Source organism: Halomonas sp. M1 (assembly GCF_029581375.1).
In the GTDB taxonomy this organism is placed as follows: Bacteria; Pseudomonadota; Gammaproteobacteria; order Pseudomonadales; family Halomonadaceae; genus Vreelandella.
In genome coordinates this window covers 2,555,758-2,581,475 of sequence record NZ_CP121119.1, presented here as the reverse complement: position 1 = coordinate 2,581,475, position 25,718 = coordinate 2,555,758, and the positions used below count along the sequence as shown (strand labels likewise).

28 protein-coding genes are annotated in these 25,718 nt (G+C 52.2%); 14 read left to right on the top strand and 14 right to left on the bottom strand.

Annotated elements, in window-relative coordinates:
* Positions 1-86: 86 nt before the first annotated feature.
* From P8S54_RS11925 to P8S54_RS11905, 5 genes are all read right to left on the bottom strand, one after another.
* Entirely contained in the window at positions 87-380 is a 294-nt protein-coding gene (locus P8S54_RS11925) for an EscU/YscU/HrcU family type III secretion system export apparatus switch protein (protein ID WP_009097778.1), read from the bottom strand.
* Positions 364-1,578, bottom strand: a complete 1,215-nt coding sequence (locus P8S54_RS11920; RefSeq protein ID WP_281441926.1) for a flagellar hook-length control protein FliK — start codon at positions 1,576-1,578, stop codon at positions 364-366. The genes P8S54_RS11925 and P8S54_RS11920 overlap by 17 nt, the downstream gene beginning before the upstream one ends.
* Positions 1,575-1,982 (bottom strand): flagellar protein FliT, encoded by a 408-nt coding sequence (fliT, locus tag P8S54_RS11915; RefSeq protein WP_281441925.1) that lies wholly within the window; start codon positions 1,980-1,982, stop codon positions 1,575-1,577. The genes P8S54_RS11920 and fliT overlap by 4 nt, the downstream gene beginning before the upstream one ends.
* 7 nt (positions 1,983-1,989) lie before the next feature.
* Positions 1,990-2,406, bottom strand: coding sequence for a flagellar export chaperone FliS (gene fliS, locus P8S54_RS11910; RefSeq protein ID WP_009097785.1), 417 nt, complete (start codon positions 2,404-2,406; stop codon positions 1,990-1,992).
* Positions 2,407-2,623: 217 nt separating this feature from the next.
* Positions 2,624-4,315, bottom strand: coding sequence for an HD domain-containing phosphohydrolase (locus P8S54_RS11905; RefSeq protein ID WP_281441924.1), 1,692 nt, complete (start codon positions 4,313-4,315; stop codon positions 2,624-2,626).
* A 309-nt stretch (positions 4,316-4,624) separates the two neighbouring features.
* Between P8S54_RS11905 and P8S54_RS11900 the strand changes: the two genes are divergently transcribed.
* On the top strand, positions 4,625-4,984 hold the full coding sequence (locus tag P8S54_RS11900) for a flagellar protein FlaG (protein ID WP_281441923.1): 360 nt from the start codon (positions 4,625-4,627) through the stop codon (positions 4,982-4,984).
* Positions 4,985-5,115: 131 nt separating this feature from the next.
* On the opposite strand, the gene fliE is transcribed toward P8S54_RS11900, so the two are convergent.
* Positions 5,116-5,442, bottom strand: a complete 327-nt coding sequence (gene fliE / locus P8S54_RS11895) for a flagellar hook-basal body complex protein FliE (RefSeq protein WP_281441922.1) — start codon at positions 5,440-5,442, stop codon at positions 5,116-5,118.
* Between the two features lie 256 nt (positions 5,443-5,698).
* On the opposite strand from fliE, the gene fliF reads away from it, so the two are divergent.
* The 13 genes from fliF (at position 5,699) to fliR (ending at position 16,922) form a co-directional block, all read left to right on the top strand.
* The gene (gene fliF / locus P8S54_RS11890; RefSeq protein ID WP_281441921.1) at positions 5,699-7,456 is read left to right on the top strand and encodes a flagellar basal-body MS-ring/collar protein FliF; all 1,758 of its coding nucleotides are present in this window, start codon (positions 5,699-5,701) and stop codon (positions 7,454-7,456) included.
* Positions 7,449-8,456 (top strand): flagellar motor switch protein FliG, encoded by a 1,008-nt coding sequence (gene fliG, locus P8S54_RS11885; RefSeq protein ID WP_281441920.1) that lies wholly within the window; start codon positions 7,449-7,451, stop codon positions 8,454-8,456. The genes fliF and fliG overlap by 8 nt, the downstream gene beginning before the upstream one ends.
* On the top strand, positions 8,449-9,216 hold the full coding sequence (locus P8S54_RS11880; protein ID WP_281441919.1) for a flagellar assembly protein FliH: 768 nt from the start codon (positions 8,449-8,451) through the stop codon (positions 9,214-9,216). Before fliG ends, P8S54_RS11880 begins: the two co-directional genes overlap by 8 nt.
* 8 nt (positions 9,217-9,224) lie before the next feature.
* A complete protein-coding gene (gene fliI / locus P8S54_RS11875) occupies positions 9,225-10,613 on the top strand; it encodes a flagellar protein export ATPase FliI (RefSeq protein WP_281441918.1) in 1,389 nt (462 codons plus the stop codon).
* Between the two features lie 2 nt (positions 10,614-10,615).
* On the top strand, positions 10,616-11,068 hold the full coding sequence (fliJ, locus tag P8S54_RS11870) for a flagellar export protein FliJ (protein ID WP_281441917.1): 453 nt from the start codon (positions 10,616-10,618) through the stop codon (positions 11,066-11,068).
* A gap of 22 nt (positions 11,069-11,090) precedes the next feature.
* Positions 11,091-12,314, top strand: a complete 1,224-nt coding sequence (locus P8S54_RS11865) for a flagellar hook-length control protein FliK (RefSeq protein ID WP_281441916.1) — start codon at positions 11,091-11,093, stop codon at positions 12,312-12,314.
* Positions 12,315-12,474: 160 nt separating this feature from the next.
* Positions 12,475-12,948, top strand: a complete 474-nt coding sequence (fliL, locus tag P8S54_RS11860; RefSeq protein ID WP_281441915.1) for a flagellar basal body-associated protein FliL — start codon at positions 12,475-12,477, stop codon at positions 12,946-12,948.
* A 21-nt stretch (positions 12,949-12,969) separates the two neighbouring features.
* Positions 12,970-14,025 (top strand): flagellar motor switch protein FliM, encoded by a 1,056-nt coding sequence (gene fliM, locus P8S54_RS11855; RefSeq protein WP_281441914.1) that lies wholly within the window; start codon positions 12,970-12,972, stop codon positions 14,023-14,025.
* On the top strand, positions 14,022-14,600 hold the full coding sequence (gene fliN / locus P8S54_RS11850; RefSeq protein ID WP_281441913.1) for a flagellar motor switch protein FliN: 579 nt from the start codon (positions 14,022-14,024) through the stop codon (positions 14,598-14,600). Before fliM ends, fliN begins: the two co-directional genes overlap by 4 nt.
* Positions 14,597-15,049, top strand: coding sequence for a flagellar biosynthetic protein FliO (gene fliO, locus P8S54_RS11845; RefSeq protein ID WP_281441912.1), 453 nt, complete (start codon positions 14,597-14,599; stop codon positions 15,047-15,049). Before fliN ends, fliO begins: the two co-directional genes overlap by 4 nt.
* Complete coding sequence (gene fliP, locus P8S54_RS11840; protein ID WP_281441911.1) at positions 15,046-15,828, top strand: flagellar type III secretion system pore protein FliP; 783 nt, start codon at positions 15,046-15,048, stop codon at positions 15,826-15,828. The genes fliO and fliP overlap by 4 nt, the downstream gene beginning before the upstream one ends.
* Positions 15,829-15,857: 29 nt before the next feature.
* On the top strand, positions 15,858-16,127 hold the full coding sequence (gene fliQ, locus P8S54_RS11835; RefSeq protein ID WP_078089763.1) for a flagellar biosynthesis protein FliQ: 270 nt from the start codon (positions 15,858-15,860) through the stop codon (positions 16,125-16,127).
* Between the two features lie 3 nt (positions 16,128-16,130).
* Positions 16,131-16,922 carry a flagellar biosynthetic protein FliR gene (gene fliR / locus P8S54_RS11830; protein ID WP_281441910.1) on the top strand — a complete coding sequence of 264 codons (792 nt, stop codon included), beginning with the start codon at positions 16,131-16,133 and terminating at the stop codon, positions 16,920-16,922.
* 67 nt (positions 16,923-16,989) lie between these two features.
* Here the strand turns inward: fliR and flgL are convergent, their stop codons facing one another.
* From flgL to flgE, 8 genes are all read right to left on the bottom strand, one after another.
* On the bottom strand, positions 16,990-18,231 hold the full coding sequence (flgL, locus tag P8S54_RS11825; RefSeq protein ID WP_281441909.1) for a flagellar hook-associated protein FlgL: 1,242 nt from the start codon (positions 18,229-18,231) through the stop codon (positions 16,990-16,992).
* A gap of 15 nt (positions 18,232-18,246) precedes the next feature.
* Entirely contained in the window at positions 18,247-19,851 is a 1,605-nt protein-coding gene (gene flgK / locus P8S54_RS11820; protein ID WP_281441908.1) for a flagellar hook-associated protein FlgK, read from the bottom strand.
* Positions 19,852-19,919: 68 nt separating this feature from the next.
* Positions 19,920-20,960: a flagellar assembly peptidoglycan hydrolase FlgJ gene (gene flgJ / locus P8S54_RS11815; protein ID WP_281441907.1), complete on the bottom strand. Its 1,041-nt coding sequence runs from the start codon at positions 20,958-20,960 to the stop codon at positions 19,920-19,922.
* The gene (locus P8S54_RS11810; protein WP_281444099.1) at positions 20,960-22,090 is read right to left on the bottom strand and encodes a flagellar basal body P-ring protein FlgI; all 1,131 of its coding nucleotides are present in this window, start codon (positions 22,088-22,090) and stop codon (positions 20,960-20,962) included. Before P8S54_RS11810 ends, flgJ begins: the two co-directional genes overlap by 1 nt.
* 38 nt (positions 22,091-22,128) lie before the next feature.
* Entirely contained in the window at positions 22,129-22,818 is a 690-nt protein-coding gene (locus tag P8S54_RS11805; RefSeq protein ID WP_281441906.1) for a flagellar basal body L-ring protein FlgH, read from the bottom strand.
* A 37-nt stretch (positions 22,819-22,855) separates the two neighbouring features.
* Positions 22,856-23,638 (bottom strand): flagellar basal-body rod protein FlgG, encoded by a 783-nt coding sequence (gene flgG, locus P8S54_RS11800; RefSeq protein WP_281441905.1) that lies wholly within the window; start codon positions 23,636-23,638, stop codon positions 22,856-22,858.
* 30 nt (positions 23,639-23,668) lie between these two features.
* Entirely contained in the window at positions 23,669-24,427 is a 759-nt protein-coding gene (locus P8S54_RS11795) for a flagellar basal body rod protein FlgF (RefSeq protein WP_281441904.1), read from the bottom strand.
* 46 nt (positions 24,428-24,473) lie between these two features.
* On the bottom strand, positions 24,474-25,691 hold the full coding sequence (gene flgE, locus P8S54_RS11790) for a flagellar hook protein FlgE (RefSeq protein ID WP_281441903.1): 1,218 nt from the start codon (positions 25,689-25,691) through the stop codon (positions 24,474-24,476).
* Positions 25,692-25,718: the final 27 nt, after the last annotated feature.

Genomic DNA, 25,718 nt, shown 5'->3' with positions numbered 1-25,718 from the left:
CACAGGCGCGACTTTATAAACTTTATAATGACGCCATGGGTGACTTTTTCCATAAGCATCATGGTTGCACACAACGTCTACATTGGCTACTTGAGCTGTTCACGGTGACTTAGCGCACCTTCTGAAAGCTCAAACACCCACACCAGAAGCTCAGCAACGACCTGATATAAACTCGCCGGTATCTCGGCATCTAAATCCAGCTGCATGAGCAGCGCCACCAACTCAGGAGCATCGTGCACATAAATCCCCTGGCGCTGCGCCTCTGCCATAATCCTCTCAGCTAACTCACCATACCCTTTCGCCACTACCCGGGGTGCCTGCTCCCCATCTCGATAAGCCAATGCCACGGCTTGGCGGCGGCGCTCACCCGGCGTCGTCATGGTGGCTCTCCAAACTTATATGCCGTGATTTAACCTGAACTTTGCGAAAATCCAAGGCTCCTAAACGTTGCTCTAACGCGCTTACCCCCTGCTCAAGTTGCCGATATGTCGCCAAGTCTTCGGTGGTAAGGTCGATGCTGAGCACTGACTGATAGAGCCATAAAGTAACGCTAAAGGCGCCTATATTGGGCACTTCGAGCTGCATTTCAGAGCGCCACCCTTCGCCCGAATCAGTCTCGTCCTGGGCACCCTCACGCCCCTCGTCACGTGTAGGCAAGTTAATCACTAGCGCCATAAAAATCCCGGCCCACACGTCTCCCTCCCAACGTATGGTAGGCATAACCAGCATCTCCAGCTGCTGACGCACTAGGCTCTGCAGGTTTTCATGAACAATCTCACGACCACCGCGCTGGATAGCTACGTCGGCTAGCTCGCGAGCGCCCACTGTTTCAACTCTCGCTTGGGCCGATTCTTGCCGCTCTGCCTGTAACGCGGCAGGGCTGGCTGGCGTATTAAGGAAGGCCACGGGGCGCTCAAGTATCAGCCTATCGCTTGCGACTGGTACCAGCGCTGTATTAGGCAAAATAGAAAAGTTGCCAGGTCCCGTTGGCGCAGAGGAGCCCGGCGCTAAAGAGGTAGCAACCGCCGACAACACATTCACGCTAGCAGGCAGCACAGGCCGTGGGCCGGGCTGCATCTGAGGCTCACGCAGTAGCTGCTGACGAGAAACATCCCCCTGGAACCAACGCTTCAAATGAGACTCGTAGAACAAACCACTATCACGTACGCTCGACTCTAGACGCGTCGCGAGCGTCGTAGCTGACGGCGCGTCTAGAGCGCTCATTAGGGGAGCTTCAGGGCGCATAACGGTGGGCGGCGCAGGAAAACGCAGCAATACATCCGCAATCGTGCGTGCCGCAGGACTTAAATGAGTCTGGGTGGAGCCTGGGGCTGTATTGGCGCCGCCCTGGGTAGTTAGGCGCTGCCCATCCGGGGAGGTTGGTAAGCGCTTGAGGTCACCTAGCGGCAGCGACATTGGTCGCCCGTCTAAGCTAGCATCACCTTGTAAGGCTCGCGGCCCTTCTCCCGGCGGAACAGGCTGCACAGGAGCATTCAAGGAGCGCTGTAAAGAGGCTTCTCCTTGACGCCCAAGCACTTGGTGCATGAGGGTATCAATAAGTGGCGTGATGCCACTCACGGAGCCCCCTGGTCTTGTGTGCCTTCAGGGTCATAAATGTCATGACTGCCCTGCTGCGGCGCATAGGCTCTGTGCAAATCACGCTGGCGCTGAGATACGCCAATTAACTTCCCAAGCTCCTCACGCCGAGCAACCAAACGTCGGCGAATTTCAACGTCGTGCTCAAGAATACTTTCCAGCAGCTCAGCCTTACGAGTTTTGGCAGAAGCATCTAACACGACTTGTTTATCAAGCTCGCGTAGCTCTTCGACTAACGTAACGTAATGGGTACGCTGCTCAATAAGCTCTGGCCACTGCTCCGCATTGGCTAGCTCTTGCATATGCTTTGCACGTACAAGCAGTTTGGCGTAAGCCTCTAGCAGCGCTTGTGGAGTAGAGCCGTGGACAGCTTCAGAACCCGACATAGTTGCCTCATGCACTCTGCTGTTGGCCGATTTCACGCCAAGCTGAAGCGATATCTTCCAGTAACCGTTCCGCCTGACTCAGACTCTCTTCATCGTTACGTAGGTTAGCAACTAAGAGTAAGCGGGCAATATAGTCGTACAAGGAAGCTAGCCGCTCAGCAATGGCACCGCCCTGCTCCTGATCCAATGCAGCCGCTAATCCATTATTAACAATATCCAACGCCTTGGATATCGACTTTCCCTTCTCGGCTGTGTTGCCTGCCTGCATGTGAATTCGTGCCGCCCGGATAGCCGCTTGGGCGCCGTCAAACAGCATTACGATAAGCTGGTGCGGGTCAGCAGACATCACACCGCTTTCCACGCCGACACGAGCATACGCCTTAGCACCACGTCCGTAGGCGGCGCCACCGCGAGAGTATGTCATAAGCGGGCACTCCTTCATTAGGTAACACAACAGCTGAGCCCATAGGGCCAATACATGCTGTTAATGATTCAAAAATTTGAGCTTTCAAACTCAGCTATGTAGTTATATCGGCGCGCCAACCACAGACTTTAACCCTCAGACACACTTTCGCTTAGAAAAGTAATGTTCACGGGGTGAACGTTAGCGTTGCTGCTAGACAATGGCAGCAAAGCCCATATCAGGTGGATACTGCCACTTCCCTAACAGGCCGCCCTAACCGCTCAAAGACATCACCACGCACGGATACTCCCAACGTATCGCGCAGTGGCGGCTCAACCCCCTCGGCCAGCACTACCTCCGCTGGCGTCCCATCTTTATTAAGACGCACGATCCAGGCCAATTGCTCACTTGAAAAGTGGGCAAGCGAGCCAACAGGAAGCGTTTTGAAGTGTTCGACATAGCGCTTGATCCAACGAGGATCAAATTGATGCGGATGACGCAATAAATGACGATAAATTTGTTGCGCTGTTCGAGCTGGACGATCGGCCCGATCACGGCGCATTGCCTCAACAACATCCACAATTGCACTGGCTTTAGCCAACTCGTTGATGTCATTACCCGATAAGCCTTCCGGATAGCCACTGCCATCAAGCCGCTCGTTAATACCCCCAATTACCGCCTTGGCAACGGAGGCTGAAAGCCACTGGCAGTTGTGCAGCCGATCCATTAAAAGGGACACATGCTCACTCATGGCCTGACGATGGGTCGCTTCAAAATTGGGCGCCTTGAATACCACCTGGGGCACAAGCGCTTTGCCTAGATCGTGGATCAGACCACTGGCCACAATCGCCTTTTGCACATCGCGCGGCATGTTACTTCCCACCAAATCCAGCAGGTGCACTGCCACGGCAATACCATGGCGCACGAGGAGCGGCTCGGGGGATAAGCAGCGTGAAGCAAATAGCAAGGCCTCGCGGTCTTCTTCATGAAGCATTAACACACGGTCGGCGTTGCGTGAAAGCTGCCGAGAGTCAATATCACTACCCTGTTTTAGCAGCAGTAATTGAGCATCGAGGTAGGCCGCTACTTTCACAAGGCGCCGAGCCGTCGGGGTGGCGTAACGCTTAATATCGCGGCGCCCAACGAGCTCTGACCCGTCGGTGCGCCTACCTGCCTGCTCAAACAATGGCGACGGCTGACGATCCTCTTGCGTCTCTTTCTTATAACGTGCCGCTTCACGCTCAATTTCACACACGAAGTACCAAATTTGACGCTCTTGATCCGACGTGCAATTGGCAAAACGAAACCCTACCCGCAAGATATGGCGCTCAGCGTCTGTTTTCTGGTGGCGGGCCACGCCCAGCACTTCAAAATAAGTACCATCAGGAAAAGTGTAGGCAAGCTTAAGGGGGCCATCTGCCTCAGCAAGCACGCCACTCGCAGTTAAGGGTAGCTCTATCTGACAACCATCCTGGGAAAGATCGCGTAACTCACCTTGGACGCTCTCACCATCAGCGCTCACCACGGCTGCGGACACCACCATCCCCATGCGTAACTCTGCGCGAAACGATTCGCGCCGCTGCAGCACATCTATTGAGACTGGATAGTCGCTACAGCATAAAAAACGCCCACCGGTGCGTCGCGTTTCGGTTAGCGAAAGCAGCGGCGTACGCAACACCTTGCCCTGAGACTGACCACGTAAAAAAAACTGTTCGCCCTGCTGCAGGCGGCCTAGCAAGTAATCCACGGAGGACAGATCCATGACCAGGGTTTCACCAACGTGCTGCTCCATTAACACAATAGGCTCAGGACGCGCATCCGACGCAGCCAAACAGAGCGATACACCACCGCTTTCAATCATGGCATTCAAATACGCGCTTATCGCTGAGGCACTGGTAACGCCTTCATATTCTTCTTGCTGAACGACCATGCTCGTCTCGCCTTCCCTACCACGTTATTGTTTGACACCTACCCTGAAGCGACAGAGCATAACAGAAGCTTTCAGCAAGCCACATGAGCCCACCAGCCTAATTATGTTTTTCTTTTTACAGATACCTATCTATAAAAACTTGTCGATCTAAGAAAAGCACCACAGGCCCAGCATTAACTTCTAAAGATTAGAATGTGTCGGCCGATAAACATAGTGAGGCTCAACAATTAAGTAATAAGCTGCCTCAGCCTTTGATATTGCAACGCTACCTAGCCGTTAGGCTTACTTACCTTTGAAGGAACGTCTCTTATGGGCCCACTGCCATTAGACAGCGCGTCTGCTTCACTACCCACTCCATCAACGCAAACGCTTACGCCACGCCAAGAGCTTGTGAATAAGCTAAGCCAACTCACAACACAAGAGAGCCAAGCTCCTGCCAGCAACACAATCACAAAAGAAGAGCTGGTTGAACCCATACAGCGTATTAATGATGTTATGCGACCACGCGGCCTTGAGTTTGATGTTAGCGAACAGTCCACGCGCATCATCACCCGGGTTGTCGACCGAGATACAGGTGATGTGATTCGCCAAATACCGGCTGAAGAAGTGCTTTTACTTGCCGAACAGCTAGAAGAAATGCAAGGCCGACTTATCTCAGCGGAAGCGTAAAATAACCGTGTTTAGCAAGCGAACGCTTAGCAGTACACAGTAAGACTTTAAAAACTGATTAGCCTTTCAGTTAGCGTTCGCCATGCTACTTTTCTCACACCACGCCCATAGCCCCAGCTTTGCCTTGCTAGTTAGACCTGCATATTCATCACGTCCCGATAGGCAGAGACTAGCCGGTTACGCACCTGCAACCCCATCTGAAACGCAACGCTGGCCTTTTGCATATCTACCATAACGTCATTTAACTCAACATTAGGCTCGCCTGCCTGAAACGCCATTGCCTTAGTGTTAGCACTCTGCTGAAGACGGTTAATGCGCTGTATGGAAGCTTGCAGCTCACTGCCAAAACCGCCCTGACCAACAGCGGTAGAGACATGCTCGCCTTTAATAGGCTGAGCCGCCTGGGAAGCCATGTTCTGCATCTGCTGCAAGGCAGCCTGAATAGGGGGAGAACTCATACGTATGCCTCATTCGCATGAAAGTAAAATAATGCCTGCAGCCTATCACTGGTAGCATAAGACTCATACGAACAAATAGGTACGAAAAGCCAAGCTTTTCGTTCATTTATGGTCGACGCGCCCCGGGATAATGGCGTTCATCATAATTCCGCTTACTACTTTCAGCGGATAACCGCGATCGACGGATATAGCCTATGCCTTCTTTGGTGATGCGCCTGGGCCGTCATCGGTTTTGCCTGCCCTCTAGGAGGGATGCATGAGCGAAACTGGTGCTACGGCAGGCCGTCAGAACAGTACGCCCCAAAACGCCCCCCGCAGTGGAACGGCAGAGAGTGAGACTAAAAGCACGCCGACGGCTGAACGCATGCTGAAACAGCTGCGTGGCAACCCTCTGGTAGTGCTATTGGTCGCTGCTGCTGCGTCTATTGCTGTTGTCGCTGCGCTTTTCATGTGGGCCAGCAGCCCTGAATACCGCGTGCTCTACAGCAACCTTAGTGAAGCCGACGGCGGGCGCATCATCGCCGAACTCGATAGTCGAGGCGTTCCCTATCAATTTAGCGAAGGCGGCCAAGCGCTCTTAGTGCCTGGCAATCATGTTCACACGCTTAGGCTTCAGCTTGCTGAGCAAGGCCTGCCTCGCGGCGGCAACCTTGGCCTGGAGCTTATGGATAACCAAGCCTTCGGTATTAGTCAGTTTGCTGAACAGGTCAACTTCCAGCGCGGCCTAGAAGGTGAATTGGCCCGCTCCATTGAGTCACTTGGCCCAGTGGAACGGGTGCGGGTTCACCTTTCCATGGCCAAGCCGTCGGTCTTTATACGCGACCGCGAGCCTGCCAAGGCATCCATTGTTCTGACCCTACTACCCGGCCGAGTTTTAGGTGAAGGCCAGGTCAGCGCTATTGTGCACATGGTCTCCAGCAGCGTTCCTGAACTGTCCACCGAGGACGTCACGGTAGTCGACCAAAACGGTCGCCTATTGACCGCCAACACCACTCAGGGGAATGACCTTGATGGTTCCCAACTGGCGTATATCACCGAAGTAGAGCGCTCCTACCAGCAACGTATCGAGAATATTCTTTCGCCTATCTTGGGCAGTGAAAACGTGCGCGCCCAGGTGGCTGCACAAATCGATTTTTCACGCCGTGAAGAAACCTCTGAGCGTTATGGCCCTAACCAAGCGCCTAATGAATCGGCCGTGCGCAGCCGTCAGCTAAGCCTTTCTTATGACGGCGAAGACCCATTAGCAACGGGAATACCCGGCGCGCTTAGTAACACTCCGCCTGGCGTAGCACCTGCCCCTATCAATCAGCCAGACGCTGAGGAGGGTGAGAATGACCTGCCGGCCAATGCGCTACGCAACCTACGCCAAGATGACGTCGTTAATTACGAAGTTGATCGTAGCATTGAGCATATTCAGCACCGCCTAGGGCAGGTTCAGCGTCTCTCGGCAGCGGTTGTCGTAAACTTCCGCCGCGCCATTAATGATGAGGGCGAGGTAGAACAAGTCGCTTTAAGCCCTGAAGAAGTTGCTCAGCTAGAGCGTCTCGTTCAACAAGCGATGGGGTTCTCACTGGACAGAGGCGATCAAGTCGAAGTTGTTAACACCCCCTTCGCTAGCACCGACGAGGCGACGGATGAGACCGATTGGTGGCGGCAGCCCGAGATGCTCTCTCTTGCCTCTACGCTGGGGCGCTACTTACTCGTGGCGCTTGCTGCACTACTGCTTTATCTGCTGATTCTCCGCCCGCTGATCAAGCGCTATACGCAGACCCCCGTCATGGCAGCCGCTATGCCTGGCCCCGGCAGTACCTTTAGCGTCAGCGTCGGCGACGAAAAAGATGGTGAAGAGGACGAGGCGTCTTCAGAGGACGGTGATACCTATAGCGACAAGCCTAAACGTCGCCGTAAAACATCGCTGTACGAACACAATCTCAACGACCTGCGGGAAATGGCTCAAGAAGACCCCCGCATGGTCGCGATGATTATCCGTAGTTGGATGAATGCTAATGAGTAGCTCTATTGCCGAAATGAGCGGGGCGCGCAAGAGCGCTATCCTGCTACTTGCCCTTGACGAAGACAGCGCTGCCGAAGTGTTTAAATTTCTGAGCGCTACCGAAGTGCAAGATATCAGTACGGAAATGGCGCGCTTGCACCAAGTCTCCCACGAGGATATGAAGGCTGTTTTGGAAGCGTTTCACAATGAGTCCGAAGAGTTCGTGGCGCTTAACCTCAACTCCAGCGAGCATATTCGTTCGGTACTTACTAAGGCTCTTGGCAGTGAGCGCGCCACCAGCCTCATCGAGGATATCCTTGAAACCACGGGAGGCAACTCGGGCATCGATGCACTGAACCTTATGGAAGCTTCCATGGTGTCAGAGCTTATCCGCGATGAGCACCCGCAGATTATTGCCACCATCCTGGTTCATTTAGACCGTCACCAGGCTGCCGACATTCTGGAACTGTTTGAAGAGAAACTGCGCAACGATGTGGTTCTGCGCATAGCCACCTTTAGCGGCGTTCAGCCAGCGGCACTCCAAGAGCTCACCGAGGTACTCACCAGCATGCTGGATGGTCAGAACCTCAAACGCAGCAAAATGGGCGGCGTAAGAACAGCCGCCGAAATTTTGAACCTGATGAACTCTTCGCAAGAAGAAGTCGCCATCGAAACCGTTCGCTCGCACAGCGAAGACCTTGCACAGAAAATTATCGACGAAATGTTCCTATTCGAGAACCTACTCGACCTGGACAACCGTGCAATCCAAATGGTGCTGCAAGAAGTCGAAACCAACTCCCTGGTGGTGGCCCTCAAAGGCGCCCAGGATGCACTGGTCGACAAGTTCCTGCGCAATATGTCGCAACGGGCTGCAGATTTGGTTCGCGAAGATATGGAAGCCCGCGGCCCCATCCGGGTTTCCCAGGTAGAGACGGAACAAAAAGCCATTCTACAGGTGGTTCGTCGTTTAGCGGATTCTGGCGAGGTCGTCTTATCAGGTGGAGATGATGAGTATGTCTAATACTCACTCCCCCGAGTTTGACCGCCATGGCACCTGGCGGCGCTGGCAGATGGATGAGCTAAAGGAGCAGAGCGCCAACTTCCAAGAGAGCGACTTCTCTGCTCCCTCCGCGCAACAACGCAAAGTTGAGGCGGCACAGCGCGCTGCGGAGCAAGCACGCCAGCGAGAAGAGCAAGAACGCCAAGCACTCTATGAGCGTATTCGCCAACAAGCTGAGCAAGATGGCTATCAGGCAGGCTTGGCACGTGGCCATCAAGAGGGGCTAGCGCAAGGCCTCCAAGAGGGGCACGCTCAGGCCGAAGAAACGCTTAAACAGCAGGTTCGCCAAACCGTCACTCCGCTTCAAGCTCTCGCTAAACAGTTCTCGGTCGCCCTTGAGCAAATGGATGAAACGATAGCCCACGACCTTACCGAACTAGCACTCGCCACTGGCAAGCAGCTGGCGGGTAATGCTCTCCGAGAGAATCCTGAGCAAATTCTGACAATTGTGCGCGATCTTCTGCACACCGAGCCACCGCTGGTTGGACAACAGCGCTTGTGGCTTAACCCAGAAGATCATGCGTTAGTAAAAGAGCACCTAGGTAGCGAACTAAGCGCCGCTAACTGGCAACTCCAACCTGATGACCAGCTTGCCCGCGGCGGCTGTCGCGTCACTAGCGCCCAGGGCGAGCTAGACGCCACTTTTGAAAGCCGCTGGCAGGCCGTACATGCCCAACTTCGCAAGCGCCATCACGTCAGCGACCCTTCGACCTCTTTGTAGGCACTATTATGAGCGATGCCACTTGCCCTCACCACTACCGCTGGCGTAAAGCGCTGAACCGCACTACGCAGCGTGTTGGTCATTTACCCCGCTACCGCACTAGCGGCAGGGTGATTCGCGCCACGGGCATGGTGATCGAGGTAGTGGGATTGCGAGTAGCGGTAGGCAGTGCATGCCGAATTGAATTACCCGGTGCAGACGGCAGGCTTAACGACAGCGACAAACACGCAGAAGCTGAAGTTGTTGGCTTCTCAGGCGATAAGCTGTTTCTTATGCCCTTGGAAGAAATCACCGGCTTAATGCCGGGGGCTAGGGTGACACCCCTTAGCGATGGCAGTGGGCACAGCGCACGACGTTTCCCAATTGGTGATGAGCTCCTAGGGCGTGTACTAGATGGCAACGGCAACCCACTGGATGACAGGGAAAGCATTGATGACGCTCCCCGTGCCACGCTTCAAGCCACGCTGCTTAACCCACTCTCCCGCGCGCCTATCGACGCACCGATCGATGTGGGCATCCGCGCTATCAATGCCCTGCTCAGCGTTGGCCGAGGCCAGCGGATGGGGCTATTTGCAGGCTCAGGGGTGGGTAAATCTGTTCTGCTTGGCATGATGGCGCGCTACACCCAAGCGGATGTCATCGTTGTCGGGCTCATTGGTGAGCGTGGCCGAGAAGTACAAGACTTCATAGATAATATTTTAGGCCCAGAAGGCAGAAGGCGCGCTGTTGTCGTTGCAGCCCCTGCTGATACATCGCCGCTTCAGCGTCTTCAGGGGGCAGCCTATGCAACGCGATTAGCCGAAGGCTTCCGCGATGCGGGCCGCAATGTGCTGCTTATTATGGATTCATTGACTCGGTATGCCATGGCGCAGCGCGAAATCGCCCTCGCGATCGGCGAGCCGCCTGCTACCAAGGGCTACCCACCCTCGGTGTTTGCCAAACTGCCCGGGTTAGTTGAGCGAGCAGGCAATGCCGAGCGGGGTGGTGGCTCCATTACCGCTTTTTATACCGTACTTACCGAAGGTGACGACCAGCAGGATCCTATTGCTGATTCGGCAAGGGCGATCCTGGATGGTCATATCGTGCTCTCGCGCGGGCTTGCTGAAGCAGGACACTACCCTGCCATTGATATTGAAGCCTCTATTAGCCGCGCTATGACCGCCATTGCAACGCCTGAGCAACTGCAAGCTGCGCGAACGTTTAAGCAACTTTTTTCACGTTATCAGCGTAATCGCGACCTGATTAGCGTAGGCGCCTATAGCCCAGGCCACGATCCAAAACTGGATGAAGCAGTGAGCCGGTTTCCAGCCCTGGAACGCTTTCTTCAGCAAAATATTGATGAATGCGCAACGCTTGAAGCGTCACGCCAAGCGCTGCATGCCACCGTGGGAGGCTAACCATGAGTCATTCGCAGATCGACATGTTAACCGGCCTAGCACGAGATGCCAGAGATCAAGCGGGCAAGCTGCTGGCCGAAGAGCGCCAAACACAACAGCAGACCGAAGCCCAACTTGAATCGCTCACCCGCTACCGCGCCGAGTATGCCGAACGTTTGCAGCTGGCCATGCGCGACGGTATTGACCCAGCCACCATGTACAATTATCAACAATTTTTAGCTTCGTTGGACGCCGCGCTGAGCCGCGCTAGGCAAGCACTGGCTGCACAGCAAAAACGCGTTCAGCAAAGCCAACAACATTGGCAGCAAGAGCAGCGTAAGCTCTCCTCCTACGATACACTAGCCTCGCGCCGGTTATTAGAAGAGCACCGCCGCCAAGAGCGCCATGAGCAAAAAGCTAGCGATGATTTTGTCACTGGCCGTTTGGCTCGCCAACTTACTGATAAACCGCACTAGCGTCGCGCCGGGGAACTTACTTATGAATATTCAGCTGCTGCTTTCAGCGAATCAGGGTCAAAACTCCCTCTCATCCGCCCCGGCACAGACCCTTGGGCACAAAGGGGCGCCACACGCCCTTTTTCATCAGGCTTTGATGCAAGCAACTGGCGCTCAGCCTCAGCGGTTAACCAGCCCGCCACCGGAGGCTAGTTCTTCAGATCCGCTAGCCAGCTTTGCTCAACTGCTAACATCACTAGACATTGAATTGGATGAGGAAGCGTTGGCTGACTTACTCGCTCAACTCCAGTCTGTCGACTTAAACACCACACATCCAATGGCTAATGAGGGTGCGCTGAGCGAAGCGTCAGTGCTCACGCCTCTTGATGAGATCGCGGCACGATTGTCGTTAGTCGCCGCATTCTCCGAAGCGCCAGAGCCACAACCAGCACCCCAGGTACCTGATATTGCTCAGCAGTTGGCTATTAGTGAAAGCCAAGCCGCCGAGCTGCTGACTGCTTTTAACTCCCTTAGTGACGCCACACCGCAGGGTACAACCCTCACGGAGCTTCACCGACAAGTGGCTAACCTGCTGCCCAGCGCAAATACCACAGAAGGTAGCCAGTCGCTTACTGCTTATCGAAGCAGCAACATAGCACTACCTGTAGATATAAATGCTAGTTCGCTACGCATGGGTGGCGATGCGCCAAACATTGCAACCGCTCTGGCTGAGCTTACGCCAAGCACCGGCAGGGGAGCAGAGTCACCCATTTCAACTCAGCCCGGCACCCTTACGCCAGCGACAGGTAGCTTAATGACCTCAGCGTCAATCGGCACGCCCGTTAGCAGCCCCGCATGGCCTTCTCAGCTTGGCCAGCAGCTTATTCAACTTGCACAACGAGGAGGAGAGCACCAAGTTAAAATGCAACTCCACCCGGCAGAGTTAGGGCCACTCTCTATTTCCCTTAAAGTGAGCGAGCACGGAACACAGGCGCATTTTTTATCAGCCCACGCCCAAGTCCGCCAAGCGCTTGAGCTAGCGATCCCCCAGTTACGTGAAGCCTTGGCTGAACAAGGAATTTCACTTGGTGAAACATCCGTTGGGGAGCATGACAACCCTAACGAACAAGCCTTTGCTCAACAAGGCTCTAACACCCCCAACGGTAGTGGTGACAGCGGAAGCAGTGAAGAAGGCGATAGCGCACTTACGCTCCTAGAGGGTGGTAAACCTTTAGTTCTTGACGGACGTGTCGATCTATATGCTTAAGCCACGCCTTAGTGGCTGTATGAAAATAATGGCATCACTACGGTTAGATAGCTAAACCAAAAGATAGACTCTCCAAAGGAGTCTGTTCATTTCATCATCAGCAGCTGCGTTAGGCATAATGCTTGACTAGTGTCATGCGTCATGATCATGGGAACAATAAATGGCAGAAACAAGCAGCGGGTCCAAAAAACTGCTCTGGATAATGATTATTCTAGTAGTGCTGTCGTCTGCGGGCGCAGCGGCAGCGATATATATGGTGTTAGACCAGCGAGGAACTGCAGAAGGAGGAGAAATTCAGCGGGTCGCAGAGCGCGAAACGCCTGTTTTCACGCGCATTGAGCCTTTTACTGTCAACCTCGCAGATGACCGCTACGGCTCACGCCTTCTTTATACGGGAATTACGTTACTCGTTGGCAACGAGCAAAGTAAGACCATTATTGAGGAGCACATGCCTCAAGTACGTAGCCGCCTACTGATTTTGTTGTCAGGTAAACAAGCTAGTGAGCTTACCTCTACGGAAGGTAAAGAAGAGCTTGCCCAGGCAATCATCAGCCGCCTCACCGTACCTTTGACAGAAAATCAGCCGCCTCTCGATTTACGAGAAGTGCTATTTACTGAATTCATTGTGCAATAACCTCGGGAACTGGAGCCGTTCATGTCACAGGACGATCTACTGTCCCAGGAAGAAATTGATGCCCTGCTTAAGGGTGTCAGCGGGGACGACGAGCCATCAGCTACGTCTTCCAACTCTGAGAATGAAACTCGTATTCGCCCTTATGACCCCGCCACGCAGCACAGGGTCATACGCGAACGCCTGCACGCGCTTGACTTTATTAACGAGCGCTTTGCACGCTATTTCCGTAACAGTTTATTTAACTTGATTCGCCGTAGCGCAGATATCACCGTTGAATCAGTTCGCTACCAAAGCTTTAGTGATTTTTCACGTAACGTGCCTGTGCCCACCAACTTGAACCTGGTGTCCATGAAGCCGCTACGTGGCTCCGCGCTGGTGGTCTTTCCACCTAATCTTGTCTTTATGGTGGTGGATAACCTGTTCGGCGGCGACGGTCGCTTTGTCACAAAATCCGATGGGCGCGAATTCACCAATACCGAGCAGCGCATTATTCAACGGCTTCTGAACCTCGCGCTTGAAGCCTATCAAGAAGCGTGGAAAGTGGTTTACCCTATCGAGGCACATTTTTTACGCTCTGAAGTGCAGTCAAAGTTTGCCAATATCACTAACTCGCCTAATGAGATTGTGGTCAACACAAAGTTCAATATCGAGGTTGGCAACCTTTCCAGCAACTTCCAAGTATGCATGCCCTACGCGATGATTGAGCCGCTGCGTGACCTGCTGGTCAATCCTATTAACGACAGTAACCATGACCACGACGGTACATGGTCGCGGCGTATGGCCAGCGAACTGCGCCATTCTGAGGTCGAGCTAGTGGCAGAATTTGCTCAAATACCAAGCCGTATTGCCCATGTGATGGGGCTGAAAAAAGGCGACGTACTGCCCATGGACATTCCACAAACCATCACCGCACGTGTGGATGGAGTGCCTGTCATGGAGTGTGAGTATGGCAGCCAGCTTCAGCAGCGCGCTTTACGTGTCCTGCATATGATCGACCATGCCGCATTGAATAACGTGTCGTCCAAGGACTTTATTAAAGGTTCAACGCGACAGAAAGCCAAGGAACCAAAAGCATGACTGATCCTAACAAACCCGATCCAAAAATTTCTAACGACGATTGGGCGGACGCCATGTCTGAGCAAGAAGAACCTACTGCCAACACCGATAATACCGGTGAAGACGATCTATGGTCCGCTGCGATGGCGGAACAAGAAGAGGCAAGCACCACTAGCAGCGAAGAGGATCCTTGGGCGGCTGCGATGGCAGAGCAAGAGGCAGAAGAGCAAACCCAAGCCGAGGAGCCTGAGCACAAGCCCCCAGCACCCGTAGCAAAATCAGCAAGTGACGAAGTGTTTCGTCCGCTCGGCCCGGAAAGTGGCAGCGCTCAATCCCGTGATCTTGAAATGATCATGGATATTCCGGTTAAGCTTACCGTAGAGCTGGGCCGCACCAAGCTTACGATTAAACAACTGCTTGAGCTTGCCCAAGGGTCGGTCATTGAACTTGAAGGGTTAGCTGGCGAACCAATGGATATCTTGATCAATGGCTACTTGATTGCTCAAGGCGAAGTCGTCGTCGTCGAAGATAAGTATGGCATTCGTATTACAGAGATCATCACCCCCTCTGAGCGCATCCACAAACTAAATCGATGAGCGTCGCTACCTCTTCCACACAGAACACGCCCATTGATGCCCTTAGCGGCAGCGGTGATGCCTTAATAGGGATGGCGGTTCTAGGCAAAACGGCAGCAGCGCTAGCGCTCGTAATAGCGATTATTTTGCTATGTACCGCGCTGTTAAAGCGCTGGCAAACGGGACGTCATCATCAAGGCGCCCACTTACGCATTGTGGGCAATACCGCTGTTGGCAGTCGCGAGCGCATCGTTGTGGTCGAAATCGAAGATACGTGGCTAGTGCTAGGCGTTAGCGGAGGCCGAATTACCAAGTTACATGAGCGTGATGCTCCTAACGACCGTCCTCCTCCCACCTCGCCTGAACCACCGGCACGCTTTTCACACCGCCTAGCCCAGGCACTAGCAAGTCACCGTGACAAACGAGGCAGTGAAGTCCCTCCCTCTTCTGACCCAACGAAAACACCATGAGATATGTGATGCACCTCTCCTGGCCTTACCAGCTCCGCTGGTGGCTTTTTAGCGCTGTCATTGCTGGCTGCTTAATGCTGGCTTTCCCTGCTCATGCGCAACAGCTACCAGGGATAGTCTCGCAACCATTGGAAGATGGCGGTCAGCAGTGGTCGCTATCACTACAAACGCTACTATTTTTAAGCTCGCTGGCGTTTCTGCCAGCGATGCTACTAATGATGACTAGCTTTACGCGCATCATCATTGTGCTTAGCTTGCTGAGAACAGCAATGGGCACGCAGGCAACACCGCCTAATCAAGTGCTACTAGGCATCGCCCTTTTCTTAACATTTTTTATTATGTCACCCGTCATCGCCCAAGTGTATGACATCGCATGGGTGCCTCTCACAGAAGAAACAATTGATTTTGAAGAGTTTTTGCTTCTTGCCCAAGGTCCTTTTCGCGAATTTATGCTCGCACAAACCCGCGAGCCAGATTTAGCACTGTTCGTGCGCTTAGCCGACGTCGGCCCCATGCAAGGGCCTGAAGAACTGCCCATGCGCGTCTTACTACCCGCTTTTGTTACCAGTGAACTGAAAACCGCGTTTCAGATTGGCTTCACCATTTTTATCCCATTTTTAATTATTGACCTTGTCGTTGCGAGTACCTTAATGGCACTAGGGATGATGATGGTGCCCCCCATTACTATTTCGTTACCCTTCAAACTGATGCTGTTCATCCTTGTAGACGGCTGGCAGCTAATTATTGGCTCGTTAGCTGAAAGCTTTTACATGATTTAATTGTCGCAACGGGCGACTAGGAGCAAACCATGACCCCGGAAATGGTAATGAGCATCGCTTACCAGGGCATGCGCGTGACCCTGTTTCTTGCAGGCCCAATGCTGTTGGCCGCTCTGTTTACTGGCCTACTGATCAGCTTGTTCCAAGCCGCCACGCAGATAAATGAAATGACGCTGACATTTATTCCTAAAGTACTGGCCGTTTTTGCCGTGCTGGTATTAGCTGGGCCATGGCTACTTGGGTTGATTACGGACTTTACCCATCGCTTATTCACTAATATTCCTAACATGGTGATGTAGCCAATGGTCGAGGTCACGTTTGCCCAGCTACAGGGCTGGTTAGTGGCATTTCTATGGCCTTTCGCACGGATAACGGCCTTTATGGCGGCGTCACCTCTCTGGGGCCATACCAGTATTCCTAACCAAGTTAAGGTGGGACTAGCGGTTATCGTTGCGGTGGTGATCGCCCCTGTTTTACCAGCCATGCCGAATGTGCCCATTATGTCCTGGGCGGGAGTCGGCATCATGGTGGAACAAATACTTATCGGTCTAGCCATCGGCTTAGTGATGCACATCATATTTGCCGTCGTGCAGGCTGCCGGGGAATTTATCGGTTTGCAGATGGGTCTGGCGTTTGCGAGCTTTTTTGACCTCTCCAGCGGCACTAACATTATGGTGTTGTCACGTATTCTATATATGATTACGCTGCTGATGTTTCTTGCGCTCAATGGCCATTTGATGGTGTTAGAAACGCTGGTAATGAGCTTTCAAACCTTACCAGTGGGCATCGGCACGTTGAATCCTAATGCCTTTGAGCTATTAGCACGCTATGCAGGAACTATTTTTGCGTCAGGGATGCTACTGGCACTACCGCTCTCCGGATCGTTATTAATTATTAGCCTGTCGCTGGGCATCCTCAATCGCTCAGCACCGCAGCTCACCGTCTTTAATATCGGCTTCCCTACGTCACTCACCGTTGGGCTGATCTTGCTAATGGTACTGATGACCGATATAGGCCGCTTTTTACAAAATCTCTTCAGCCAAGGTCTCGCCTTTATGCAGAGCCTAATCGAGACCATGGCTCCATTAAGCTAAAACCCCTGCACCTAACGGCACAAGGGTCTTGGTTCATGCTCTTAAAAACTGCATTTAACACGTGGGATTACATATAATCGAAGAGCGACATGCCCTTAATATCGACAAAGGCCTTTTGTGCAGCCTGCAATCCCACCTGACGTAGACTGTACTCGGAAATAGCAGACGCATAGTCAAGATCCACTAAATCCGACAGCGTTTGCTCGTAGTTAAGCATGCGGTTACTGCCTACAGAATCAATAACGTCCAGCTCGTTAAGACGGGCGCCAGCAGATGCACGAACGGTCAACACATTGTCCAGTGCGTTGTCTAAGTCACGCATCGACGTATTGAGCGTATTACGTAGCTCAGCCTTATCAGCAGCGGTGACAGCAGGATTTTCTAATACACGAATTGCCTGCTCCATCGTTCTAAACAGATCAGCAGGCCGTTCGGCACTGCCTGCTCGCGCCACTAAAATTTCATCCCCATTTACGGGCTCCCCGTTAAGCGTTATGGAAACGCCACCAAAAGCAACACGCTGACCATCTCCCGAGTAGGGTTGATTGGTAAGTGCAGGATCATCAACGGCTACATACGCTGCGCCATCAAAGCGCTGAACACTGTAGGTAGGCTCCCCCCCCTCCTCACCAAAGACAATCTTGTAGCTTTCACCAAAGCCCTCATTATTAATGTCATTTACTTGGGGACCACCAAAGGTAACGCTACCTTCGTTGCCTTGTGCTTCGGCAATATAACCAGCGCCACTAGGCACGCTCTGGAAAATTGTGATGCCGTTTTCTGTCACAGGCATTAACCGAGAAGAATCGACTCGCTGCTCGCGTGAGTTATCGCTACCTTGATATCGAGTATTACCATCCGCATCGGCAACGAAAGGCGGTGTATTGTCTGCATACCCACCGAATAAATAGCGCCCATTGCCGTCGGTGGCATTCGCCTGACCAATCATTGTTTCGTAAATGCCTTTGAGCTCGCTGGCAACCGACTGCCGGTCAACGTCACTCAAGGTATCGCTCGATGCTTGTACTAACAGCGTTTTGGCACTGGTAACTGCATCACTAACACTGTTCAAGATACTCTCTGTTTGCGAAAGCGAGTTGCGCGCCGAAACCCTCGCATCCGCAAACTGTTGTGTTATCGCTTTAGATTGGTCAACGCCTACCGCACGAGAAGCCGCCTGTGGGTCATCGGATGGATTCACTACCCGCTTTCCACTGGCGATTTGCTGGCTTACTTTTAAAAAATCATTTTGCTGACGGTTAATAGAAGCCGTGCTTTGCTCAAACATGGTGACCGTGCTGATACGCATCGCCTAAGCTCCTTATTAATTCCGCAGGTTCAAAATAGTATCCATAATAGTACCCGCGGTATCGATCACCCGAGCATTTGCTTGGTAAAACTGTTGGTAACGAATTAAGTTAGCCGCCTCTTCATCGAGATTAACCCCCGACTCTGACTGCTGAACAGCTCTTAGTTGATCAGTAAGACCTTGCCGAGCCTCTAAATTAACTTGTGTAATATTAGTCCTGTTGCCCACATCACTGACAATGGCACCGTAAGCACCGCTGACCGATGCATTGCCACCAACAATATTTTGACTTTGCAGGCTCTGCAGTGCCAAAGCATTACGGTTATCACCCGAAAAAGCGTCTTCACCCGCGGCAATTTTATCAACTTCAGAAATTGCTAATTCCATACCCGCGGCAGCACGGCGGACTGGCTGAACCTCGAAGCGATCTCCGTTTTCCAAGTCTCCACCAAACGTCATGGTAACGCCGCCGAAGGAGAGTTGATCGTTATCTCGCTCGAACGCTACGGCGGCTCCGGTATCATTGCGAATAACTGAAAAATCGGAGCCATCGTAACTGACGGTATAATCAGTAGCGCGTAGCTGCCCGATATTATCGGTATCGAATTCAATTAATGCGGTGGCACTATTTTCAGAGGAGCCGTATACCTGTGGCTCTCGGACGCGGAAAAAGTCTTCTCCATCATCGCCGTTTAAATCGGTACCTTGCTTATGCTGTTCATTGAAGGCGACAGAAAGAGAAACTGCTAGCTGACCAATTTGATTCTGAGTTTTATCAAGGGTTTCAGCGCGGAAAGTCATAAGTCCACCCAAGGCGCCGCCCTGCACGATCGACTCGTCAAGCTGAACCAAGTTACCGCCACCATCACGATAGCCCACAACAGTGCGCTGGGGATCATTCTCAGCCTGAACCGCTTCAAGTTTAAATGAGCTGGTGCCCGTCACTAAGGGCTGACCATTAGGCAGGCTGATGTTATAGGTTTTACCGTCCTGTACATTCAACCGGAGATCCATACGCTCATTAAGCTCCGACACCAAGTGATCACGCTGGTTGAGCAAGCTGTTGGGGGCTTCGCCAGTCCGCGCACGGGCCAAGACTATCTCCCGATTTAACCCAGCAATCTGCTCAACCGTGTTATTAACTTGGGTAATCTCATCTTTAATCTGGTTATTAATGTTGCTCTGCATATCCTGCAGATAACCATCAAACGAACGGAATTGGGCACTTAATGTGTTTGCAGTACCCAATACGCCCTGGCGGGCAGCTGGGTCTGAAGGTGAACTTGCCAAATCTTCTAATGAAGAGAAAAATGACTGCATTAAGGGCGATAAGCCAGCGGCACGGTCAGCAAGCAGGTTATCAATTTGCGAAACCTGGTTATTGTAAGTGCTCAGAGCGCTTGACTGTGTCTTGGCATTATTTAGCTGATTTGCGACATACGTATTGAACTGGCGCTCGATATCATTAACACGGACACCGCCCCCTATGCGCCCTTCACCAAGCTGTGTTAGCTCGCGGTTATAGCTAGGCGTGTACACATTGCTAATATTGTTGCTGGTCGTATTGAGGGCATTCTGCGCCGCGTTTAAGCCGCTTAAGCCGATCGAAAACATGCTCATGGTTCACTTCCTTAGGCCGATAACTTCTTTATCGGCAGCGCGCAGAAAAACTTAAATTGCTAATGGCATCAACGTGCATCCGCCAATAGGTTGTGCCCTGGATTCAGCGGCCCCATAGTATTCATAACAGCAACCAATTTGTCGGCATATAGGGGGTCTGTCGCATAACCGCCCCGTTGTAATTCGCGCGCGGCTTGCTCCGCATTAGCAGCTTGCACCACGCCGGCATAGCGAGGGTTATTACCGATCAAGTTCGCATAGTCAGTAAAAGCGTGTTCAAACGAGTCATAAACACGGAAAGTGTCTACCACCTGTGTCCGGCGGCCATTAATATATTCATGGGTAACGATATCGGTGGTTTTACCCTGCCACTGGCTGCCTGCTTTTATACCAAATAAGTTATGGCTGTTACTGCCTTGGCGAGTAGCAATCTCGTGTCGACCCCAGCCTGTCTCCAGCGCCGCTTGCGCTAAAATTAGTTCGGCAGGAACTCCACTCGCCTGGCTAGCCGCCTGGGCAGGCGCGGCAAGCTTTGCCATAAACCGCTGCACATGGTCAGGCGCGTTAGAGAAGCCAGGCAATTCAGTTGCCTGTGAACCGCTCACTTCAGTATTTGTGCCAGGGCTGGGCTCCGTCGAGGAGCGCTGTCTGACTACCTCTAACTCAGACAGGAAGCGACCTCCGGTTTCACTCTCACTTTGTGGCTGCAAAGGCCCATCCAGCACACGCGGCGTCCCGCGGGGAATACCAGCAATCAGCGCCTGCAGCTCCTGATCCTGGTTCACATTGTTCGCTGTGCTACCAACGGCTCCTTGCCGCTGTAGCTGTTCCACCAACATATCCGCTAGCCCCATCCCTTTAGATGAGATCACCTGCGACCACTGCTGATCCAGCATTTGCTGATACGTGTCAGTGGTCGAGCTACTCAATAAGCCTGAGGAAGGAACAGCATCACGCATGCTTTTCATCATCATTTGCACAAAAAGTGCTTCAAACTGCTGCGCAGCGCCATGCACACCTGCTTCTGGATCTACTCGCGCATTGTGCTGTAAGCGCTGAAAACCATTCATATCCAGGGCGAACTGACTAGTCATATCGGCCATGCTCATTAGATAACCTCCAGCTCAGCACGCAGTGAACCTGAGGCTTTTAGCGCTTCTAAAATAGTCATTAAATCTTGAGGCGTCGCACCTAACGCGTTGAGTGCATTAACAACGTCGTTAAGCTGTGCACCTTCGACTATTTGTAGATAGGCCTCTTGCTGCTCAATATCAATATCCGTGTTGGGCACCACAACCGTTTCACCTTCGCCAAAAGGCGCGGGCTGGCTAACACCAAACTGGGTATTGATCATAATAGAGAGATTGCCGTGCGCCACAGCTGCTTGTCGAAGAGTAACGGCGCTATTCATCACCACAGAACCCGTTCGGGCGTTAAGCACAACACGAGCAGGCGCGTCCATGGGAGTCACTTGCACATTCTCTACCCTGGCCATAAAGTTTACCCGCTCATTGGCATCCACGGGGCCATCGAGTGCGATCACTCGTCCATTTCGTGCGTAGGCAACCGATTGACCAAATTCGTTATTAATCGCGGTGACCACACGCTGGGCGGTGCCAAAATCAGAGTTATTGAGCTGTAGCTCGAGCACACCGCCATTACCTCCCAAGTTGAGCGGCACTTCTCGCTCCACAAGCGCACCATTAGGAATACGACCCGACGCTTGTTGATTAACCTGCACACTGCTGCCACCCGCTTGGGCACCGGCCCCTCCCACTAACATATTGCCCTGGGCAATAGCATAAGTATCACCATCTGCCCCTTTTAACGGCGTCATCAGCAGCGTGCCGCCGCGAAGGCTGCGGGCATTGGCAATAGACGAAACCACTATGTCCAAGCGTTGGCCTGGGCGGGAGAAAGGAGGCAAGTCAGCAGTGACCATAACCGCAGCCACGTTACGCAGCTGTAGATTAGTGCCTGGCGGTACGGTGACCCCAAGCTGCGACAACATATTGGTCAAACTTTGACTGGTAAATGGCGCCTGGGTGGTTTGGTCGCCAGTACTATCCAGACCAACGACTAAACCATAGCCAACTAACTGGTTGTCCCGAACACCAGCAAACCCCGCTAGCTCACGCACACGCTCAGCCGCCGCTGCGGAAGTGACGATAAATAGCGCCAATAACGTTATTAAACGCAGCCCCCACCGTTTAAATGTCTGTCCATTGCTTTGCTGCATAGCCATTTTAAGCCTCTATTGTCGGGCCTTGAACGCGCCTAGAATGGCGACACATTTAAGAAGAAACGCTGCAACCAGCCCATATGTTGCGCTTCATTAATATAACCGTCTCCTACATACTCAATCCGAGCATCGGCAACTTGAGTGGAAGGCACGGTATTTTGTGCTGTAATTGTGCGAGGGTTCACTACCCCAGAGAAACGAATAAATTCAGTTCCCTGATTAATCGCGATTTGCTTTTCACCACGCACGCGCAGGTTGCCATTATTCATTACTTCCAAAACGGAAACGGTAATCGTACCGGTAAACGTATTATTGGCTTGTGAACCACCGCCGCCAGCAAAATCACTCGCTCCCGAAACGTCAAAACCAAAATCTGCCAAGGCATCTAGCACGTCAGGCAACTGGGCCAGATTAAGACTGGAACTGCCGGAACGGTTTGCGTTGGATTGAGCGTTTTTACTCGCACTTACCTCTTCGTCTAACACAATGGTTAAAATATCGCCGATAGAGCGGGGGCGCCGGTCTTCAAACAGGGGCTGGTAACCGCGGCGAACCTGATAGATTGAGCCGTTGGCAACCGGAGGTGGCCGATCCACTATCGTAATTTGCTCTTGCTCTCCCACGACAGAGGCGCGGGGAACTTGTGCACACCCTGCAACGAGTACAATAAAAAACGCGAAACCAATTAACCTTATCCGGCGAGAAATAGTGTCCAGTTCCAACATGATGCGCCCTATTAGAAAGCCCTACTAATTAACGATGTTAGAGCTGACTTAAACGCGCCAACATTTCATCACTGGTGGAAACTGCCCGGCTATTAATTTCGTAAGCACGCTGGGTCTGAATCATATTGACCATTTCTTCCACTACGTTAACGTTGGATGTCTCTACATAACCCTGAAACAACCTGCCCGCACCGTTATTGCCAGGCACATCTTGATTAGGAGCGCCTGATGCGCCTGTTTCCAAGTACAAGTTACCACCGACACTTTCCAAACCAGCCGGATTAATAAACGAGGCAACGTTGATTTGGCCAATGTCCGCGTCTTGAGCAATACCTGGCTGACGGATACTCACCGTGCCATCTTCGCCAATGGTCACTGATAAAGCGTTTTCTGGAATAAAAATAGCGGGTTCTAATGGGTAGCCGTTAGCAGTCACCATCTGCCCATTTTCATTTAGCTGAAAGCTACCGTCCCGGGTATAGCCAACCGTACCGTCAGGCAGAAGTACTTGGAAAAAGCCTTCGCCATTAATGGCCAAATCACGGGAGTTGCCCGTTTCTTCCAGGCCTCCTTGGGTATGCAAACGCTCAGTAGCAACGGCTCGAACCCCGGTACCAATTTGCATGCCGGAAGGGAGCCTATCCTGGATATTGTTTTGCGCGCCCGGTTGCCGCATGTTTTGATACAGCAAATCTTCAAATACCGGACGTGAACGTTTGAAACCGTTAGTACTAACGTTAGCTAGGTTATTAGAAATAACGTCTAATTTTGTTTGCTGAGACTCTAATCCGGTCTTAGCAGTCCACAAGGACTTAATCATATTCGTGTTCCCTTAACTGAGAGGCTTTTATCAGCCTTGAATCGATAGGATGCTATTGGCCCGCTGAGCATTTTCATCGGCTGTGCTGAGTATTTTCATCTGCATATCGTAACGACGGGCCACATCAATCATAGAGACCATGGCATCCACAGCGCTGACGTTACTGCCCTCAAGCGCGCCGCTAACAATCTGCGCCTCCTCATCACCGGGTAACCCTCCAGGCTGGCCCTCCTCATCTAAAGGAGCACGAAACAGACCATCGTCCCCACGTATTAATCCTTGCTCATCAGGCGTTACCAACTTGATACGGCCTACATCGACTAACGCCGCAGGCCCCTCACCTTGAGGAATAGCACTGATAGTGCCATCCGCGCCGATGGAGACTTGCGCACCTTGAGGTAGCGCAATTGGACCGCCATCGCCCATTACTGGGCGGCCTACACTTAACAGCACGCCGTCACTATCCAACTGTAGGTCGCCACGACGGGTGTATGCCTCAGTACCGTCGTCCGCTAATACCGCCATCCAGGCATTATCCTGCATTGCAATATCAAGAGTACGCCCAGTACGCTCAATAGGACCTTGGGAATAGTCGGTGCCAGGCGTTGTGGTAACCGCCGATACGCGCGTAGCAAGTGCTCCATCCCCCAGAACCGGCACAGACCGCGCCGCTTGAAGCTGGGCGCGGAAACCTGCAGTGGATACATTTGATAGGTTTTGGCTAATGACAGCCTGTTGGTCCATCGTGTGTTTAGCGCCGCTCATGGCGGTATAGAGCATTCGATCCACAACTCACTCCTTCACAACGTTACTACGCCACTATTAAGGAATATAATTAAAGATTAATAATGGTCTGCAGGAGTTCGTCCTGGGTGCTGATGGTTTGTGAGTTGGCTTGATAAGCACGCTGTGCAACGATCATATCTACTAGCTCTCTCGCCATATCAACATTCGATGTTTCAATAGCACTTGCCTGAATCAAACCACGCAACCCTGCACCTGGCGCACCCAGCAACTCTTGTCCAGAAGATGCGGTAGCAGTCCAGAGGTTGTCACCTTCCGGACGAAGGCCTTCAGGATTCCGAAATGTGACTAGCGTTATCTGCCCAGAAGCACGTGACTGTTCGTTCGAGTAGTTACGCATTACCGTGCCATCTTCTTCGATCGAAATACCTACTAAGGCACCTGCGGTATAGCCATCTTGGATGGTGTCATTAACCGTTGAACTGTTAGCAAACTGAGTGGAACCTTCAAAACTAAGGTCAATATCGAGCTCCGCCAGAGGATTGCCATCTCCAAACTCATTGGCAGCAAAAGTTGCATTACCCGTATTGTCTGCCTGGAGCGTCCCATTTTGGTTAAAAACCAGCTCACCCAAATCAACGTCGTAAACACCGCCATCAGCGGGCCCACCCGACAAGCGTCCGTTTACATCCCAGCTATTATTCGCTGTTTTTGTGAAGTAAAGTGTTAGGTTACGAGCATTACCTTGTGAATCAAATACCGTTGCATTCGTTGAATAATTATACGTATTTGCATTATCTGGATTAAATGCAGCTTCAATAACCGGTTGTCCCGAATTTAAATTCAGTGAAACATTGAGGTCTGTCGTTGCATTTGCTGGCAAATCACCAGGTGGGACCTCAAGAGGCACCGCATTACCACCTTCTTGTACATTCCCTTCAGCGTCAGCTGGGTAGCCCATAATCTGTGAGCCCTGCGCATTCACTAAGCGCCCATCAGCTGTCATGTTAAGCTGACCATTACGCGAGTAGCCAATTTCCCCATTGGTCTGCTGGAAGCGGAAAAAACCATCCCCTGCAATCGCCAAGTCCATACCACGGCTAGTGGACTCAATATTTCCTTGACTAAAATTTTGCTGAACAGTCGATGTGCGAACGCCAAGGCCAATACGCGACTCGGCAAATACATCAGCAAACTGAACGTTTGAGCTTTTAAAGCCCACTGTTTGCGAGTTAGCAATATTATTACCAATGGAGCCTAGCTTTTGCTGTTGAGCGCCTAGACCACTGAGTGCTTGTGAAAAACTCATACTATTCCCCTGGGAAGCTGTCTTTAG

Coding starts and splice junctions, on each gene's coding strand:
- P8S54_RS11925 (WP_009097778.1), bottom strand. CDS start 380: ATGACGACGCCGGGTGAGCGCCGCCGCCAAGCCGTGGCATTGGCTTAT.
- fliT (WP_281441925.1), bottom strand. CDS start 1,982: ATGTCGGGTTCTGAAGCTGTCCACGGCTCTACTCCACAAGCGCTGCTA.
- fliS (WP_009097785.1), bottom strand. CDS start 2,406: ATGACATACTCTCGCGGTGGCGCCGCCTACGGACGTGGTGCTAAGGCG.
- P8S54_RS11905 (WP_281441924.1), bottom strand. CDS start 4,315: ATGGTCGTTCAGCAAGAAGAATATGAAGGCGTTACCAGTGCCTCAGCG.
- P8S54_RS11900 (WP_281441923.1), top strand. CDS start 4,625: ATGGGCCCACTGCCATTAGACAGCGCGTCTGCTTCACTACCCACTCCA.
- fliE (WP_281441922.1), bottom strand. CDS start 5,442: ATGAGTTCTCCCCCTATTCAGGCTGCCTTGCAGCAGATGCAGAACATG.
- fliF (WP_281441921.1), top strand. CDS start 5,699: ATGAGCGAAACTGGTGCTACGGCAGGCCGTCAGAACAGTACGCCCCAA.
- fliG (WP_281441920.1), top strand. CDS start 7,449: ATGAGTAGCTCTATTGCCGAAATGAGCGGGGCGCGCAAGAGCGCTATC.
- P8S54_RS11880 (WP_281441919.1), top strand. CDS start 8,449: ATGTCTAATACTCACTCCCCCGAGTTTGACCGCCATGGCACCTGGCGG.
- fliI (WP_281441918.1), top strand. CDS start 9,225: ATGAGCGATGCCACTTGCCCTCACCACTACCGCTGGCGTAAAGCGCTG.
- fliJ (WP_281441917.1), top strand. CDS start 10,616: ATGAGTCATTCGCAGATCGACATGTTAACCGGCCTAGCACGAGATGCC.
- P8S54_RS11865 (WP_281441916.1), top strand. CDS start 11,091: ATGAATATTCAGCTGCTGCTTTCAGCGAATCAGGGTCAAAACTCCCTC.
- fliL (WP_281441915.1), top strand. CDS start 12,475: ATGGCAGAAACAAGCAGCGGGTCCAAAAAACTGCTCTGGATAATGATT.
- fliM (WP_281441914.1), top strand. CDS start 12,970: ATGTCACAGGACGATCTACTGTCCCAGGAAGAAATTGATGCCCTGCTT.
- fliN (WP_281441913.1), top strand. CDS start 14,022: ATGACTGATCCTAACAAACCCGATCCAAAAATTTCTAACGACGATTGG.
- fliO (WP_281441912.1), top strand. CDS start 14,597: ATGAGCGTCGCTACCTCTTCCACACAGAACACGCCCATTGATGCCCTT.
- fliP (WP_281441911.1), top strand. CDS start 15,046: ATGAGATATGTGATGCACCTCTCCTGGCCTTACCAGCTCCGCTGGTGG.
- fliQ (WP_078089763.1), top strand. CDS start 15,858: ATGACCCCGGAAATGGTAATGAGCATCGCTTACCAGGGCATGCGCGTG.
- fliR (WP_281441910.1), top strand. CDS start 16,131: ATGGTCGAGGTCACGTTTGCCCAGCTACAGGGCTGGTTAGTGGCATTT.
- flgL (WP_281441909.1), bottom strand. CDS start 18,231: ATGCGTATCAGCACGGTCACCATGTTTGAGCAAAGCACGGCTTCTATT.
- flgK (WP_281441908.1), bottom strand. CDS start 19,851: ATGAGCATGTTTTCGATCGGCTTAAGCGGCTTAAACGCGGCGCAGAAT.
- flgJ (WP_281441907.1), bottom strand. CDS start 20,960: ATGAGCATGGCCGATATGACTAGTCAGTTCGCCCTGGATATGAATGGT.
- P8S54_RS11810 (WP_281444099.1), bottom strand. CDS start 22,090: ATGCAGCAAAGCAATGGACAGACATTTAAACGGTGGGGGCTGCGTTTA.
- P8S54_RS11805 (WP_281441906.1), bottom strand. CDS start 22,818: ATGTTGGAACTGGACACTATTTCTCGCCGGATAAGGTTAATTGGTTTC.
- flgG (WP_281441905.1), bottom strand. CDS start 23,638: ATGATTAAGTCCTTGTGGACTGCTAAGACCGGATTAGAGTCTCAGCAA.
- flgE (WP_281441903.1), bottom strand. CDS start 25,691: ATGAGTTTTTCACAAGCACTCAGTGGTCTAGGCGCTCAACAGCAAAAG.